Raw genomic sequence first — 15,950 nt, 5'->3', positions numbered from 1 at the left:
GATTACGTATGCAAAGGGGGCTGCTGGCTCTGCAAGGCTGTAGCTAAAACAGGACTATTTTCGGCGTAAGTCGGATCCTCGGAATAGATAAAGAGGATAGAACCCTGTTTGATGGTGTCGATAATGGTTTTGCTGATTTTCAAAGGTAAAGCCGGACATCCCTGGCTACGTCCCAGTCTGCCGGCGTAACGGATCACCGAAGGGTCGGAGTAGGGGGCGCCGTGCATAACTACCGCCCGCTCTCTTGCCTTGTCGTTAATGCCTTTCTCCAATCCGTTCAATAAGAGGGAATAGCCGTTTTTGCCTTGGTAGGTGCCGTCAGTCCTGTAAAAACCGAGTGAACTCTTATAAGAGCCTGGTTCGTTGGAGAAGGAGGTGGCCCAGTTATCGCCGCTATTACGTCCATGAGAAACATGTGAGGAGTAAAGCAGTTCCTTTTGTTTCATGTCGATCACATATAGGCGTTCTTCCGTAGATGGCTTGGAGAAATCGATCAGGGTCAGGATCTCTTTCTGGCAGTTCCCGAGACTGTAAAAGCCGGTTACGGCCTGCATAAATGCTTCCCGGCTGACTTTCCCTTCCATCTGCATCTGCCGGTATAAAAGATCATAACCGGGCACGACCGGATCGGGCGTGTCTAATTCTACATAATCACATACAGGAACAGTAGGAAGCAGGTATAGAATAATAATTAGTAGCAGCCTTTGCATCTTCTCCTTGCATACATTTCGACAAATGTATATAAATAGGCAGAGAGAAGCGCTTTGCGTTAAGTATTATTTGGATTCATTAGCAGTCTGACGAATATCGTTATTCGATCACAAAAACAATCGAAGCCAGTGTCGGTGCCCAGTCATAGATGAATTTGGCATGCGAGGTGGCATTACGGACACACATATGCGAACGCGGCGTAGTGCCTAATGTCTGGCTGTATTCTATCTGGGATGTACGGGGCGCATTCACCGGAACGCCATGCAGGTAGGCTCCATTGGTAAACCGGCTGGCATGCGGGGCAAACCCACCGAGTGCCGAGGAACCGTCTTTCAGGTAGATCATTTTGGGTTTCTTCTCCTGAATGACAAACATACCGATCGGCGTCGCGTGTCCGTACGGGGGCTGATGCAATCCGGTGGTTGCCGGGTTAATACTCCGTGCGTACCATACGGAATCGACCTTTTCGAGCGTGATAATGTTTTGATTTTCCCGGTCGACCACGACGGTGTGATGAAAACTCACCGTGTCACCAATCACTTTCAGGTATTTATTGGGCACCAGCCATTCTCCGCCGATCCACACAGTTTCCACACGCGTAAACGCCGTAGAATCCTGCTCGATTATCTTGACCAAGGAACCATCCCGAAGATATCTCTCCGCCGTATCGCGATCATATACCGCATAGAGCGGCACCGACTGATAGCGGGCTACGCCCCAGTCATCGGCCACCAATTTATATTCATCCCTATGCCATTTTCGGATCAGGGGCGCTTCGCCATTCAGGTTCTTATAGTTTTGAACAACTCCCCACACGGCAGGCTCCTGCTGGATGGAATCGAGAAAGAAGAGGCGGTCTCTGATCGTTTCCCATTGCACCATACGGGTAGTGTCGCGGTAAGGATAGGTGTCGTCCAGGGTGTATTGGTCGTATGCCAGTTCCTTTTCGATCACGATTCGGTCGCGGGTAAATGCCGGTTCCTTCTCCTCTTCTACCAGAAGGGAGTCGGCAGCTGATGCAGTTTCATTCGCTCTCTCGTTCACCAGGGGTGTACACGCTACGGTGACCCCAACAAATAGGGCGAACAGCTTGGGTACTATGTTGATTTTTATATCCATCTCTTTTTCTTCATAAATAACCAGGTGCCAACACCTGTGATCAGAATAATACCTAAAGAAACCAGGTAGCCATACTCCCAGTCCAGTTCAGGCATATACTTGAAATTCATTCCCCACAGCCCTACCAGGAAGGTAATGGGAATAAACAGTGTCGATACCACCGTCAGGCGCTTCATCACCCGGTTCATTTTCAAATCATTGTTCGAGGAATACAGATCCATCAATGAAGAGAGAATCTCTTTATTGTTTTCTGATGTCTGAATTGCGTATTTCAATTGGTCGAACAAATCGTCGAACAGGGCAACCAGTTCGCCATCGATCATATTTTGCTTCGGACGGATCAGTTTCGGGAAATCCTCTTTCAACGGATAGGTATTCTTCCGTATGATCAGATTGGCATGGCGGCATTCCTGAATATACTGTCCGATATGATTCATAGGGGTAGGTGTTGGAGCTAACAGGCCATCTTCGAGCTTTTCCAACAGTACCTCTACTTTGGCCGCCACCTCGATGATATCCACCAGAATGGAATTCAACAGAAAAGCCAACAACAGGCCGCTCTTTTGTGTACGGATGTCCAGTATATTATTCTTTAGGCCGTTTTCTACATTCTTAAATAGCGGCGCGTTGCTTTCTGTCAGCGTGATCACTACCCGTTCCTTTATTATGATGCCAATATGTTCGGAAGCCACCCGGTTCTTGTGATTCATCGAGCAGCTATTCATAACGACCAAAACATTATCTTCGTTATCATCGATTTTCACCACATGGTGAGGGGTCAGGATATCCCGGATGTCGATATTGCGCACACCAAACTCTTGCAACAAGCGGCTGATGGTCGCTGCATCCGTCATGCCCTGTATCTGAAACCAACTGATACGGTCACCCTTTGTCAACTCCCTGAAAGAGGAGGTGTTAAGGCTTACGTTTTTCTTTTCCATGCCTTCGGCATGATATTGGATCAGCCGTATCGTGGTGGGCGTGTCGTGTTGACCCGCATACACATACTTGTCGGAAAAATAGCGATTGGTATGGCGATGCTGCACTTCTTTGTTGTTTTGCATAACGGATAAATTGTATTCCTATTATTGAAACAACCCGGGAAGGCCGTTTGTTTTTGAAAGTCTTGATTATATGCCTTTTGCTGCGCGGTAGGATAGGATCATTTGCAACAGCGTCTCTCCGTATCGGTCGGCCACCTTCTTTCCGATGCCCGGGATCAGTAATAATTCCCTTTCGGACGAAGGCAATAGGTTGGCGATGCCGATCAGGGCTTTTTGCTGCAATACGGTGTAGGCAGGCAGTCCGTGTTGAGAGGCTTCTTCGTAACGCCAGTGCTTGAGGGTAGCCATCAATTCCGGGTGGCGGATATCATCGGATAAGGCCTCTTCGGTTTCGGCTTTTGCCGCTTTGCGCGAGTTGCTTTCGCTCCGTTTCTTTTTTGATGTGGCGGGGGTGGGTTGTTCCAATTGAGATTTGGCCTTTGCTGAGAGGTATTTAGCGGTACTGAATCCGTCGCGGCTGGCAAGAAGTGTCGTGCGTTTCAGGTGCAGTTCTTCCGCCAAAGCGGCCACCGCCTTTTTGATTTGCTTCCGCGCCTCTTTGTTGTCGATATCGGGATCGGCGGCTTTCAGGAACGAGTGATTGTAGGCTTCGAGTTGCTGCAAGAAGTATTCCGCCCCTTTTTGGATGCGTTCCTGTATCGAAGGATCTTCCTGGTAATTCGGTTGGGTGGTGATCATACGGCGCAACTGCTGTTGGAAGCGCAGTCCCACCTCGGTCACATCCGTGCGGAATTGATCCCGATGTTCCGAATAGCGGCGGCAGAGGTCGGGGTATAATTTGACGGCATGGTTGTTCAACAGATGGGTTACATATTGAAGACGTTGCTGGATGGTTTCGAACTGAAAGAGTTCGACCACCAGTTTCAGGAAGTATTCGTGTTGTGCCTCCTGCAGATAATGGCGGTTGGCCTGTCGTTCGTCGAGCGATGTCGTGTAGCGGTCGATCCGGTCGTCGCTCACCAATGCCCGCTGCGAGATGGGGCTGTTCAACACCATGCCTTCTAATGTTCGGCAACGGCTCAATGCCACATACACCTGTCCGTGCGAGAAGGCCGATGCCGCGTCGATAATGGCGCGTTCAAAAGTCAAGCCCTGGCTCTTGTGGATGGTGATGGCCCAGGCTGTTTTCAAGGGATACTGGGTGAAAGCACCGATCACCTCTTCGGATATCTCTCCGTTTTCCGGATGGATGGTGTACTTCATGTTTTGCCAGGTCTCCCGGTTGACCTCGATCCGTACCCCCTCTTTATCCGTCACTAAGATATGATCGGCATTGATCTGGGTGATCCGCCCGATTTTTCCGTTGTAGTATTGCTTTTCCGCGGAAGAATCATTTTTGATAAACATCACCTGGGCGCCCTTCTTTAGTTCCAATACCTCGTCTGTCGGATAGAGATAGGCGGGATAGTCGCCCTCTTGGGTCGCATAAAAACGATAGGGTTCTGTCGAAAGTGCCGCCAGCTTGTGTTGATTCAGTTGATTCGCCTGGTAGTTATGGGTGGTCAGGGTGATATAATCCTCTTCCTCGGGAGGAGTGAACTGCGGAATATAGCGGGCATTCAGTTGCCGCAGCGTCGCTTCGTCGGGGCGGTTATCGCGTATCTTATTAAGCAACTCCACAAAATCATCATCCCGTTGGCGGTAGACATGCGTCAGTTCAATACTGTGGTACTCGCTTTTGTACAATGCCTGGCTGTCGAAGAAATAGGGCGAAGGATAATGGTGTTGCAACAGATCCCATTCTTCGTCTTTCGCCACAGGCGCTAATTGCTGCAGATCGCCGATCAACAGTAATTGAACTCCTCCGAACGGGCGGGTGGTGTTCCGGTAATGACATAACACATCGCTGATTGCATCCAACAGATCGGCGCGCACCATGCTGACCTCGTCGATTACCAACAGGTCGAGTGTGCGGATGATCCGTATCTTCTCCCGGTTGAATTTATGCTGGAAATCCTTTTGTTTCGTGGCACTTCCCGGAATATAAGGACCAAACGGCAATTGGAAAAAGGAGTGAATCGTCACCCCACCGGCATTGATAGCGGCCACCCCCGTCGGAGCCACCACGATCATGCGCTTGGGCGAAAGATCTTTCAGGCGACGGAGAAAGGTCGTTTTTCCTGTGCCCGCCCGCCCGGTCAGGAATAGATTCGTATCGGTGTTCCGGATATAATCCAACGCAAGCGTAGCCTGTGCGTCCGTTTGTGTCATGTTGGTCGTTTTTTTGTCGAAGTCAAAAGTAACCATTCTATCCTTTTCAAACAAGGAGATGACAAGAAACAGCCCTTTTTCCGTCCAAATCTTAAAAATCGAAGTGTAAGCAAAAAAGGTCGATTCCGAACGATTTGCCCCTCTTTTACTTACACTTCGGTTTGTTAAAAAATGTTTCTCCCGGGAGTTTGTCTCCAAAGTCCCGGGTTTTCGGAAAAATTCTCCCGCGGTTTTGACAAAATGATATTTTGGAAAAACAAAAAAAGACGCCTTCGCAGGCGCCTTTTCTCATTTTATGCAAATAAAAAACGTAAACTTTAAAGTGTATCGTATTTAAAGGATACCCTGAGCCATCATGGCTTTGGAGACTTTCATGAATCCCGCCACATTGGCGCCTTTCACATAGTCGACATAACCATCCGCTTGGGTTCCGTATTTCGTACATTGTGCATGAATAGACTTCATAATGCCTTTCAGCTTTTCATCTACCTCTTCAGCACTCCAGCTTAGCTTCATCGCGTTCTGGGTCATCTCCAGACCGGATGTAGCCACCCCACCGGCATTGGCCGCTTTACCCGGGGCATACAGGATCTTCGCTGCCAGGAACGCATCGATGGCTTCCGGCGTAGAGGGCATATTCGCTCCTTCGGAAACGGCAATACATCCATTGGCCAACAGGGCTTTTGCATCCTCGCCGGTCAATTCGTTCTGCGTTGCGCTGGGCAGGGCGATATCACATTTCTCTCCCCATGGACGTGCGCCTTCCACATATTTGCAACCGTATGTCTCGGCATATTCTTTGATACGACCGCGATAGAGGTTCTTAAGTTCCATGACATAAGCTAATTTTTCGCTATCGATGCCGTCCGGATCGTAGATGTATCCATTGGAATCCGACAGGGTTACCACTTTAGCACCCAGTTCAATCAATTTCTGAACCGTGTATTGTGCCACATTTCCCGAACCGGAAACGGCTACCACTTTTCCTTTGATATCGATATGGCGTGTCTTCAGCATTTCCAATAGGAAATAGACATTTCCGTAACCGGTTGCCTCCGGACGGATCAATGAACCGCCGAATTCAATTCCTTTACCGGTAAATGTGCCGGTATTCTCGCGTGCCAATTTCTTATACATACCATACATATAGGCCACTTCGCGTCCGCCTACGCCGATATCGCCGGCAGGTACATCGGTGTCGGGACCGATCTGACGCCACAATTCCAACATAAGAGCCTGGCAGAAACGCATGATTTCCGCATTTGATTTGCCTTTCGGATTGAAATCGGATCCACCCTTGCCGCCACCCATAGGGAGGGTTGTCAGTGAGTTTTTGAAGGTTTGTTCGAACGCAAGGAATTTCAAAATGGAGAGATTTACAGAAGCATGAAAGCGCATACCGCCTTTATACGGGCCAATTGCGTTGTTGTGCTGAATGCGGTACGCCATATTGGTGTGTACCTTGCCTTTATCATCTGTCCAGGTCACGCGGAAAGAAAAAACGCGATCGGGTATACAAAGACGCTCGATCAGGTTTGCATTTTCAAATTCCGGGTGTTTATTGTATTCTTCTTCAATGGAGGCTAAGACTTCGGCTACGGCTTGATGATACTCAGGTTCATTGGGGAATCTTCTTTTCAGATTCTCTAAAACTTCATTCGCTTTCATGATTTGTTTTTATTTGGATGTTATACAAATTGTTTGTCGGAAAAGCCATTCGAATAGCGGCACAAAGGTAAGCAATTATTAAAAACAAACAAACAAAAGAAAGCAAAAAGGCTAAAAAAATAGCATTTCGTCAGAAATACGGTCGTTTTACGAACACTTATGTCAATCCTTGTTCCGCATATTCTTATACAAAGGAACAAATACAATAATAGCCGAGGATACCAGGGCAAACAGGACGTTGAAGGTTATTTTTTCACTGTACGCAAGCAACATATAACACAGAACTCCCCACAAAAGGATGATGCATACGGCTTGACTTTTTGATATTTTTCTGCGCGCCATCGTGACATTTTGTTAGTTTTTTACCAAAAGAGGATACAAAAAGAGTAGCGCTGCCAAAAGAACGGCAACAAGGAGGAATAATAAGATGATTTGCTTTTCCGGCGAAAACCGACGAAGGAAAGGAAACTGTCTGGCGATGCCCGATACGGTTTTGATCTCTTCCGGTTGTTCGTCTTCACGGGGGATCTCGTAACCGTTGTCAAGCATCACCTGCAAGGCACGCTGCACATCGCTCTCCAACAGCTCTACCCGGACGCCGCCCAAGTCGATCAAGCCCAGCGTTTGTGATGTCAATTCATTACGCACATAACATTCAATGCCTTCCGATTGTAACAGGGATGCCAAGGCGTGTGCATCCGTTGGGCGCGTAAACCGAGCCACTTCTACCATATTATCCATACTACTGTTCTTTTTATACAAAGGAACAGCTTTTCGGGCGGAATTACAAAGTTTTAGATTTCTATTTCATCCCCGGAGACAAGCCCGTTCATCAGGGCGTAGAAGGTGAGTCCGGATACGGTTTTTATGCCGAGCTTGGCGGTGATATTCTTGCGGTGTGTCAAGACGGTATTCAGGCTGATATTCAATTTGTCGGCAATCTCTTTGTTGGTGATGCCTTTGACGATCAGTTGAAGCACATCGGTTTCACGCGCGGAGAGGTCTTTGTTGCCCTCTCCCTGCGAAAGTACGGAAGCTTCCGCCGTAAAGAAGAGTTGGAGCTTTTCGATCAATGCCTCTTGCGAAATATTCTTATATATGTAATGATTCGTGGGGGCTGACCCCGGGAAAGCGGACTCCTCGTAGCGATCAATCAACAGAAGTGTTTTGTTGCGCCGCGGCAAAAAGAAGTCGGCATATATCAGAAAGGTATCTGCCGTAGTCACATAATAGTCCACCGTATCGGACAATGCCTCCGGGCAATCACAGCTATAGACGCAAAGAGAGGGGAAATACTCGTTCAATACATACCGGAGACCGATGCGCTGGAGCGTATCGGTTAACACAAGGGCAATCTGTTTGTTGTGAAGGGGCATCTCGGTTAAGGCTTACTTAGCGAAGTTTTTCCATCGCGGCCACCATCGGCATCAGTATCCGATAGCGTATGCGGTTATGTTGTTTGATATCCTTTTCCAGGCTGCTCACGCCGAAAATCACGGCATAACATAGGTTTTCATCGTAATCGCCCGAAAGATGGCGCACCATAATACTCTTCAGGTCGAACAGAAGAGCCTCGATCGCATCCTCCTCATTGCCTTCGTTCTGCAGGCGCAGGATCTCTTCCTCTTCCGAAAGGGGAGCCAGTTGGCGACTCAACTGGAGGCAATAGGGAAACCATTTCTCCTTGTCGTGCATGATACGTGTTTTTAGTTCGTCTTTAAAAGAGTTGAAAAACTTGCCGATCAGGAGTAGGGTGGGGTTTTCCGGGTTGCTGATGGAAATGAAAGAGTTCAGGTGGCGTTCGATATTGGGCAACTGATAGCGTTCGTAATAGAGGTTGGTCTTTGTCAGGTAGTCAATGATCTGCGACGTATGGAACGTGCGCAGTTTCTTTTCCGGGAAATACTCTTCGTTCAGGAAGGTATTAATAACCGTAAGGACAAAGTCCGTATCCAGGCCGTTTTCCTTACATATCGTATCGACCGGCTTATCGCCCAAGCCCAGACGGATACCGAAACGATTTAAAACAGGAATGAGTGAGGGGTACTCTTCGACCACCTCACTCATTTGCATATTAGCGTATACTAATGCCATATTCTTAAGCTTCTTCCCATTGTTTGCGCATGAGTTCCACAGCAGCAGGGACAGTCACTTCCTTTTCTCCCTGAGAGCCGCACTCGAAACTTACATACTTATCGTACCCAAGCATCTTCAAGGCTTTGAAGCCATTCACGTATTGATCAGCCTCTCCGTCTTCGCCCGGCATAGAGCGGCGCTTGCGACTAGCGATGTGTACGTGTTGCAGGTATTCTTTTCCGGCCGAGAGGAAGGCGCCCATATCACAGGTTTCCTCATGCGTCATATGCCAGAAGTCACCCATACACTTCACGCCGGGGTTATTGATGTCGCGACAGAGTGACGCGGCATCGGCTACCTGGCGCAGATAGAAGGCCTCCCGGCGGTTCAAGGGTTCGAAGATAACGGTGGTACCATGCTCTACGGCGAAGTTCCCCATCTCGGTAAACTGCTCACAGAGGAAGTCACGTGTCTCCTGTGTGTGCGGCATAGCTGGTTGCTGGCTGTTGAAGGCCGGCACAATGATCACACCCGTCGACCCCAGCTCTCCGGCGGCGGCCATAATCTCTTTCATGGTGTCCATGCAGAGCTTGCGCACTTCCGGATCGGTCGACAGGATAAAACCCTGGAAACCGGCGCAAATAGCACTTACTTTAATGTTACGGCCATTCAGTGCTTCCTTTATTTCCGGCACACGCTCTTTCAATCGGCGTCCACCCGGCTCGAAACCAACGACGCCCAGTTTCTCCATATAATCGAACTTCTCATTCAGGTCTTTGCCCGGAGCGGTTCCTTCCTGGAAAGAGATCTTCAGTTCAATATTGCTTTTACAGCAGGCTCCAGAACAGGCTTCCTCTTCTTTGGAAGATGCTTTCCCAGCACACGCAGCCAAAGAGGCGCCGCCAACAGAGGCGATGGCTACTGTCGACAGACCGGTTCTCAAAAAGTTTCTTCTATCTAATCCCATACTATTTACTTATTTCTTGGCACATAGGCTTTTCCTGCAACAGGAACGGTAAAGGTACTCATGTCCATTTTACCCAGATTTAGATCCTCCGGCATATAATCCAGCGGCGATGCAGTCATTTCATCCCAAGTAGTTTCTTTTCCGGTATAAGCCGACTCGCGTCCCATGATAGCCATCATATTGGAGATAGCTGTTTCGGAAGCCTGTTCCAGCGGTTTGTTCTGACGAATGGCATTGATCCAGTTCACATGCTCTAATGTATAGGGGTCTACTTGTTTGTAGTTCTCGTCTTCGACAGCTTTATCCCAGCTCCAGAGCACATTACCCTGCAAATCTTTGATAATAGCATCACGACCTTGATTCCCCCACCAGGTTCCTTTGGTTCCCTGAATAAATTCACTCACATTATTCGCACAACCATCGATCTGACGACACATACTATGCAGGTGAATACCATTCTCCATCACGAAGTCGACACTGAAATTATCGAACTGGTCACCCGTTACACGGCGCTGACGCGATCCGAAACCAACAGCACTTACCGGTTTCAATCCGCTGAACCAGGTAAATACATCTATATTATGTACGTGTTGCTCCACGATATGGTCTCCCGAAAGCCATTTCCAGTTCACCCAGTCTTTGATCATCCATTCAGCATCGGTCCAACCTGTTTGACGATCGCGATGCCACAATTTACCGCCATTCCAATAAACAACACCACCGGTGATCTCGCCGATCATGCCTTCCATTATTTTCTTATAGGATTCTACATAGCTGCGTTGGTGATGGCGTTGTGTTCCTGTAATAACACGCAGGTTCTTCGCTGCCGCCTGTTTGGCTGTTGCAACGATGGTGCGATAGCCGGCTGGATCTACACAAATCGGTTTTTCCAGGAAAGAATGTTTGTTTTTCTGCGTCGCATATTCAAAATGAATCGGACGGAAATTAGGTGGTGTGGCAACGATTACCACATCTACACCACTATCAATAAGTTGTTTGTAGGCATCCAAACCAACAAAACGCATATTTTCCGGAATATCAATCTCTTTCTCTTCCTTCAGTCTTTTAGCCAAGCTGTCAACTCTCTCTTTGAAAGTATCGCAAAGCGCTGTAATGGTTACGCCATCGGCCGCATTCAACCAATTGAACGCCGCACCCGAACCACGACCACCACAACCGATCACCCCGGCTTTCAGCTCTTTCCCATCGGCCGCCTTGTCCATATCCAAATCAGGGATATAATAGGTTCCCGGTTCCTTCAGAGGTTTGATAGCCGGTTCTTTTCCGCCATCACAAGAGGTCAATACTGTTGCCGCGCCACCTGTTCCGATAACGCCTAAAGCACCTGCTGCCGCTGAGCTTTTCAAAAATGATCTTCTGCTAATACTTCCTTTTTTCATGATAATAGATTATTATTTCGGTTGTTTACTGTTCTATTGCTGATGCCGGTTCACAAACCACGCGGAAACCAACGCCACGAATATCCGAATACCACCAGATACTCTTAGGCTGTTGCGGGTCGGTCTTTAACCAGGTGTCATGTTTTGTATAATCACGAGCTGCCACGCGCAGTTCCGACGCATCGGAAGCGTAATTACCCCCACGCACAACCCATTCCTCACCTTCGGTAACCAGCGGATCTGTTACCTGCTCTGCCCATTTGCTATAAGCTTTCTCATCGTATTTATCCGCACAATATTCCATTACGTTACCCGACATATTCTTCAATCCGAATGGATTTGCCCGAACAACGCTTGGCTCCTGTGTGCGATTGCGGCTATTATTCGTATAAATCACATACGGTGAAATACTGTCTGTCTTGGCATCAAAGATTTTGCGCCAGAATCCCAGGTTAGAATAATCCTTCGGACTGCCCGGGAAGAAATAAGGCGTCTCCGTGCCTCCACGTGCCGCGTATTCCCATTCGGCTTCTGTCGGCAACCGGTATTTCTTACCTGTCTTTTGCGACAGCCATTGGCAGAATGTCTCTGCAGCATAGTGTGTCATGGTGATGGCCGGACGCTCGCCTCCGCCCCAACCCTGATCAGGGAATCCAAACGGAGGAGTCGGACCGGAAATGGCATCTACCTCCGGATTACTGTTGTTGGCATACACATCTTCAGGCGGAATACGTCCTTCGCTCATGGTTTGCGCATAGAATGCCCAGTATTGATCCCAGGAGGTCTCTATTTCTGCCATGAAGAATGGGCTAACCGTTACCGTACGCACCGGTCCCTCGTCTTCTTTGCGGAATGGCTCTTTTGCTGTGCTACCCATTTGGAACGTGCCGCCCGGTATCGCCTTCATGGCTACGGTTACAGCCGTGCCCGGAATCTGTTCTTCAAAGTCCTCGAAGGCATTCACCTTGGTTGGTTCCTTAAAGTACATGCTCGGATCTATCGTTACACCAAAAGTAACTCCCGGTATGCCCGTTAGTTTCGAATGGGTATAGTTCGGATTATAATGCCCCACGTCTAAGTGGCAACTGATACATTGCAGGTTCAATTTCTTTTCATTTTCCTCATAATAGAGATGGGCGGTAATACCATCCGATGTAATGCCTTCGGGGAAAAGGTTCTGATGGCATTTTACACAAGATTGATTCGGTATATATTTTACGGCATGATCCAACTCCGACTTCATATCCCAGTCAAAGTCGGCACTGTCTTTTGTCATATAACCCCAAACATCCTTCAGTCCCAGCTTCAGTTTAGCTGTATAATGATCCCACGTATCGTTCTGTGGCGGAAGATGGCAATCGACGCAACTCACTTTTACGCCGCTTCCGTTATTCACGTGCGTTGAAAGTTTCCAACTATCTTCCACATGCGGATGCACATGGCAGACCATACAAGATTCGTCTGTTGAAAAATGAACAGAGGTAAGGTAAGCAGATACGACGATTGCTATTCCCAGAATGAGGCCAATAAAAAAGATAAAGGTTCTTTTCTTAAAGAAATTTCTTTTTTTGCCAGAATGATAATGCTTTGACAAAGTGTTTTTACGCATGGTTTTTAAAACATATTCGTTCTTTCAGAATGTAATAGTATTCCCACTATTTTTTATCGGCAATAAAAATAGCCTTTTACTTTCTATCTGAAAAGAAATAACATAGTAATTTAACGTTTAATATTTGTATTACAACATTTTTATACCATTTTCAACGTTTCAAACATGCTTTTATAGACCTCAGCCTTCTCGATCAATGGTTTTGGATAAGCTCTCGAGGAAGAGGGCATCCGGAAAAGCAATAGCGAATGTCCTTTGTAATCAACGACGACGCTTCCGCCAACGGTAGGTTCTTTCGTGCCGGGCAACAGGGAAAGTATCGTGTCCATCGCCTTCTGTCCCGTAACAGCAATCGCCTGGCATTGGGGTATTGCTGGCAGGATAACAGACAGATCCAACGGCTTGACTACTTCGAGGAATTTATCCGATGCGTTTGCCTTCTGGCGAATCACTTCGACCGCCGTATCTCCCAGACCAATGCCCTTCGCTTCACAAAAGGCAACTGCCTTCTCACGGCTGAAAGCTTTCGGATTGGCCAGGAAATAGTCTTTGTCTTCGTAGAATATCAGTCCCATTATCCGCCACATATCGTTGATAATGTTCGGATAGTAAAAGTCCATCGACCAGCGGGCCTTGGGAGGAGGAAAGCTGCCCAGCATCAACAATCGGCAGTTAGGGGGCAAAAAAAAGCCCAGAGGATGTTGTTCCGTCCGGACTTCCATATTATTTTTTCTTGGCGTTCATCTTGGCCTCGTTCTTGGCCAATAACACAATGTTATAGATAAAATCGGTCATCCACTCTTCCGAATAGCCCAACACCTCTGCCGTCTTACGAACACTCCAGGCCGCTTTCTGATCGTTGACCTCTTTCCATTCGGATTTGGTTACAATGTCATGCACCGTTTTCTCCGTTTGCTGATACAATAATTTCTTGTTGAGCATAGAAAGACGGAACTTCCATTTCATCAGATTGTCCAAGAGCGAGAAGAGATCATTGCAAAAGCCTTGAAATTTAAAGAAGTAAGATTGTATATCCTGTTGCTTCTTGCAGTTTTTCTTTACCGAGGCGTCGATCTCCCTGAAGAAAGAGTCCTTCAGATCGTAATCCGCCATCAATACCTTCTTTACTTTCGACTTCTCGGCCAGGCCGGGTTTGTTGTTTTGTGTCGGGATCTTCAGCATCCGTTTAAACAGGGCAAGATCGGGCAACATATTCATGTTGGTAACGCCTAAATTCACGGCAATAACCCCTTGGTAATACACCCGCACAAAGGTCATAAACTCCTCCATGGTTCGTTCACTGTCCACCAACCCGGTCTCCGTTTTCTTTCTTCCGAAAATCTTTGAAAATATACTCATTGTTTTTTCTCTTTATTGAATTTGAGGCACAAACTTACATTTTTTTTGGCGGTTGACGAAGGCTTTTATCAGGGCATTTCGCTTTGTCGGACTATTTCAGTCGTTTGAGCGGCGCCACCTCATGCAGGTTCACACAAACGGTTGCCCCTAATTGCTCCAGGTAAAGCAAAAGGTAGTTTTTCTTTACCTTCTTTACCTTACCGGATACATTTTTCATTGCCCCACAGAGTATCTCCACCTCATCGCCCGGCAACAGCCGACGTTCGGATGCCTCTTGCAGGAACAGTTCAATGGCATCGATCTCCTTTTGGCGGATAGTTGCCGGTTTCCCATTATAATAGAGCAGACGGGAGACCCCATACACACGAAGTAGGGAATGAACCTGGTGCTCAGTAGTCCGCACAAACAGGTAGGAAGGGAAAAGAGGTATATCGACCATTTTAACCCGATCCGACCACACGCGTGGCGAACGGTGCAATGGCAACCAGCTCTCCATACCCTGGATTTTCATCCGCTCATGTACCTGCTTTTCGGCCCGTGGCGCGGTATACAAAACATACCAATGCTCTTTCCCCTCTTCCATTTCTTCCCCGTTAATCAAACATGTGCCTGAACTTGCTGAAAATCTTCTCCTTCATAGTTTTGTTGGGCTGGAAATTCGGGGAGTTCTCCCAACCAGTCAGGGTTTCCTTCTCGGATGGAGTCAATACTTCAGGAATATAGACGCTCACATTCACCAATAAATCGCCGGTTCCGTAGCTATTGATGGAGGGCAACCCTTTGTTGCGCAAACGAAGCACCTTGCCCGGTTGCGTGCCCGGATCGATCTTCAGTTTGGCCTTGCCGTCGACGGTAGGCACTTCGACCGTGGTACCCAAAGCAGCCTGTGGAACAGTGAGCAACAGGTTATAAAGCAAATCATTCTCATCGCGGATCAGTTCGGGATGCGCCTCCTCTTCTACTAAGATCAGGAGGTCGCCATTCACGCCGCCATGACGGGCCGCGTTTCCTTTGCCACTCATCGACAACTGCATACCCTCTGCTACACCGGCCGGTACATTGATCGTGATCACATCGTCGTCTTTCACGATGCCTTCACCGGCACAAACGGTACATTTCTTGGTAATCACCTTTCCTTCTCCGTTACAGGTAGGACAAACCGATTGAGTCTGCATCTGTCCGAGGAAGGTACTGGTCACGCGCGTTACGACTCCACTACCGTGGCATGTGTCGCAGGTCTTAACGCTCTTATCATCTTCAGCTCCCGATCCATGACAATGTTTACAGGGAACAAACTTCTTTACCTTGATTTTCTTCTCTACACCATGAGCGATGTCTTTCAGATTCAGTTTCACCTTCACGCGAAGATCCGACCCACGGTTCACCCGGCGTCCGCCACGCGATCCGCCGCCAAAACCACTGAAGCCGCCAAAACCACCGAAATGGCCGCCGAAAATATCTCCGAACTGGGAGAATATATCTTCCATCGACATACCGCCGCTGAAGCCACCACCACCCGAAGCGCCGCCCATACCGGCGTGTCCGAACTGGTCATAACGCTGCCGTTTCTGCGCGTCACTCAGGACATCATACGCCTCTGCCGCCTCTTTAAATTTCTCTTCCGCCTCTTTATTATCCGGATTCTTGTCCGGATGGAATTCGATTGCTTTCTTACGGTACGCTTTTTTTATCTCGTCGACGGTGGCAGTTTTAGCAACGCCCAATACTTCGTAGTAATCCCTTTTAGCCATTGTTTTGTTTGTTTC

General features: G+C 48.0%; 16 protein-coding genes. All 16 read right to left on the bottom strand.

From position 1 onward, the window contains the following. Positions 1 to 2: 2 nt before the first annotated feature. Entirely contained in the window at positions 3 to 710 is a 708-nt protein-coding gene (locus M2137_RS12560) for a murein L,D-transpeptidase catalytic domain family protein (protein ID WP_280766795.1), read from the bottom strand. Between the two features lie 100 nt (positions 711 to 810). After that, the gene (locus M2137_RS12555; protein ID WP_280766794.1) at positions 811 to 1,830 is read right to left on the bottom strand and encodes a L,D-transpeptidase; all 1,020 of its coding nucleotides are present in this window, start codon (positions 1,828 to 1,830) and stop codon (positions 811 to 813) included. Then, positions 1,821 to 2,894, bottom strand: a complete 1,074-nt coding sequence (locus tag M2137_RS12550) for a CorA family divalent cation transporter (protein ID WP_280766793.1) — start codon at positions 2,892 to 2,894, stop codon at positions 1,821 to 1,823. The genes M2137_RS12555 and M2137_RS12550 overlap by 10 nt, the downstream gene beginning before the upstream one ends. Before the next feature lie 66 nt (positions 2,895 to 2,960). Continuing rightward, positions 2,961 to 5,105 (bottom strand): AAA family ATPase, encoded by a 2,145-nt coding sequence (locus tag M2137_RS12545; protein ID WP_280766792.1) that lies wholly within the window; start codon positions 5,103 to 5,105, stop codon positions 2,961 to 2,963. A 333-nt stretch (positions 5,106 to 5,438) separates the two neighbouring features. Next, the gene (locus tag M2137_RS12540; protein WP_280766791.1) at positions 5,439 to 6,773 is read right to left on the bottom strand and encodes an NADP-specific glutamate dehydrogenase; all 1,335 of its coding nucleotides are present in this window, start codon (positions 6,771 to 6,773) and stop codon (positions 5,439 to 5,441) included. Between the two features lie 162 nt (positions 6,774 to 6,935). Further along, entirely contained in the window at positions 6,936 to 7,115 is a 180-nt protein-coding gene (locus M2137_RS12535) for a hypothetical protein (RefSeq protein ID WP_280766790.1), read from the bottom strand. 12 nt (positions 7,116 to 7,127) lie between these two features. Next, positions 7,128 to 7,514 carry a DUF2007 domain-containing protein gene (locus M2137_RS12530; protein WP_280766789.1) on the bottom strand — a complete coding sequence of 129 codons (387 nt, stop codon included), beginning with the start codon at positions 7,512 to 7,514 and terminating at the stop codon, positions 7,128 to 7,130. A 53-nt stretch (positions 7,515 to 7,567) separates the two neighbouring features. Further along, positions 7,568 to 8,149, bottom strand: coding sequence for a LuxR C-terminal-related transcriptional regulator (locus M2137_RS12525; protein ID WP_280766788.1), 582 nt, complete (start codon positions 8,147 to 8,149; stop codon positions 7,568 to 7,570). Between the two features lie 16 nt (positions 8,150 to 8,165). Continuing rightward, the gene (locus M2137_RS12520) at positions 8,166 to 8,846 is read right to left on the bottom strand and encodes a helix-turn-helix transcriptional regulator (RefSeq protein ID WP_280766824.1); all 681 of its coding nucleotides are present in this window, start codon (positions 8,844 to 8,846) and stop codon (positions 8,166 to 8,168) included. A 25-nt stretch (positions 8,847 to 8,871) separates the two neighbouring features. Continuing rightward, a complete protein-coding gene (locus M2137_RS12515) occupies positions 8,872 to 9,816 on the bottom strand; it encodes a sugar phosphate isomerase/epimerase (RefSeq protein ID WP_280766787.1) in 945 nt (314 codons plus the stop codon). Between the two features lie 5 nt (positions 9,817 to 9,821). Further along, positions 9,822 to 11,219 (bottom strand): Gfo/Idh/MocA family oxidoreductase, encoded by a 1,398-nt coding sequence (locus M2137_RS12510; RefSeq protein ID WP_280766823.1) that lies wholly within the window; start codon positions 11,217 to 11,219, stop codon positions 9,822 to 9,824. Positions 11,220 to 11,241: 22 nt separating this feature from the next. After that, entirely contained in the window at positions 11,242 to 12,825 is a 1,584-nt protein-coding gene (locus M2137_RS12505) for an SUMF1/EgtB/PvdO family nonheme iron enzyme (protein WP_280766786.1), read from the bottom strand. A 140-nt stretch (positions 12,826 to 12,965) separates the two neighbouring features. Continuing rightward, positions 12,966 to 13,547, bottom strand: coding sequence for a uracil-DNA glycosylase family protein (locus tag M2137_RS12500; protein ID WP_280766785.1), 582 nt, complete (start codon positions 13,545 to 13,547; stop codon positions 12,966 to 12,968). Position 13,548: 1 nt separating this feature from the next. Beyond that, positions 13,549 to 14,184 carry a hypothetical protein gene (locus M2137_RS12495; RefSeq protein WP_280766784.1) on the bottom strand — a complete coding sequence of 212 codons (636 nt, stop codon included), beginning with the start codon at positions 14,182 to 14,184 and terminating at the stop codon, positions 13,549 to 13,551. A 91-nt stretch (positions 14,185 to 14,275) separates the two neighbouring features. Beyond that, a complete protein-coding gene (locus M2137_RS12490; RefSeq protein WP_280766783.1) occupies positions 14,276 to 14,767 on the bottom strand; it encodes a UpxY family transcription antiterminator in 492 nt (163 codons plus the stop codon). Between the two features lie 10 nt (positions 14,768 to 14,777). Further along, positions 14,778 to 15,935, bottom strand: coding sequence for a molecular chaperone DnaJ (gene dnaJ / locus M2137_RS12485; RefSeq protein WP_280766782.1), 1,158 nt, complete (start codon positions 15,933 to 15,935; stop codon positions 14,778 to 14,780). Positions 15,936 to 15,950: the final 15 nt, after the last annotated feature.

It is taken from the genome of Parabacteroides sp. PFB2-10, assembly GCF_029893085.1.
Lineage (GTDB): Bacteria > Bacteroidota > Bacteroidia > Bacteroidales > Tannerellaceae > QVMG01.
Note: the sequence above shows the minus strand (reverse complement) of the source record. Positions and strands in the feature narration are given on the sequence as shown.

Coding starts and splice junctions, on each gene's coding strand:
- M2137_RS12560 (WP_280766795.1), bottom strand. CDS start 710: ATGCAAAGGCTGCTACTAATTATTATTCTATACCTGCTTCCTACTGTT.
- M2137_RS12555 (WP_280766794.1), bottom strand. CDS start 1,830: ATGGATATAAAAATCAACATAGTACCCAAGCTGTTCGCCCTATTTGTT.
- M2137_RS12550 (WP_280766793.1), bottom strand. CDS start 2,894: ATGCAAAACAACAAAGAAGTGCAGCATCGCCATACCAATCGCTATTTT.
- M2137_RS12545 (WP_280766792.1), bottom strand. CDS start 5,105: ATGACACAAACGGACGCACAGGCTACGCTTGCGTTGGATTATATCCGG.
- M2137_RS12540 (WP_280766791.1), bottom strand. CDS start 6,773: ATGAAAGCGAATGAAGTTTTAGAGAATCTGAAAAGAAGATTCCCCAAT.
- M2137_RS12535 (WP_280766790.1), bottom strand. CDS start 7,115: ATGGCGCGCAGAAAAATATCAAAAAGTCAAGCCGTATGCATCATCCTT.
- M2137_RS12530 (WP_280766789.1), bottom strand. CDS start 7,514: ATGGATAATATGGTAGAAGTGGCTCGGTTTACGCGCCCAACGGATGCA.
- M2137_RS12525 (WP_280766788.1), bottom strand. CDS start 8,149: ATGCCCCTTCACAACAAACAGATTGCCCTTGTGTTAACCGATACGCTC.
- M2137_RS12520 (WP_280766824.1), bottom strand. CDS start 8,846: ATGCAAATGAGTGAGGTGGTCGAAGAGTACCCCTCACTCATTCCTGTT.
- M2137_RS12515 (WP_280766787.1), bottom strand. CDS start 9,816: ATGGGATTAGATAGAAGAAACTTTTTGAGAACCGGTCTGTCGACAGTA.
- M2137_RS12505 (WP_280766786.1), bottom strand. CDS start 12,825: ATGCGTAAAAACACTTTGTCAAAGCATTATCATTCTGGCAAAAAAAGA.
- M2137_RS12500 (WP_280766785.1), bottom strand. CDS start 13,547: ATGGAAGTCCGGACGGAACAACATCCTCTGGGCTTTTTTTTGCCCCCT.
- M2137_RS12495 (WP_280766784.1), bottom strand. CDS start 14,184: ATGAGTATATTTTCAAAGATTTTCGGAAGAAAGAAAACGGAGACCGGG.
- M2137_RS12490 (WP_280766783.1), bottom strand. CDS start 14,767: ATGGAAGAGGGGAAAGAGCATTGGTATGTTTTGTATACCGCGCCACGG.
- dnaJ (WP_280766782.1), bottom strand. CDS start 15,935: ATGGCTAAAAGGGATTACTACGAAGTATTGGGCGTTGCTAAAACTGCC.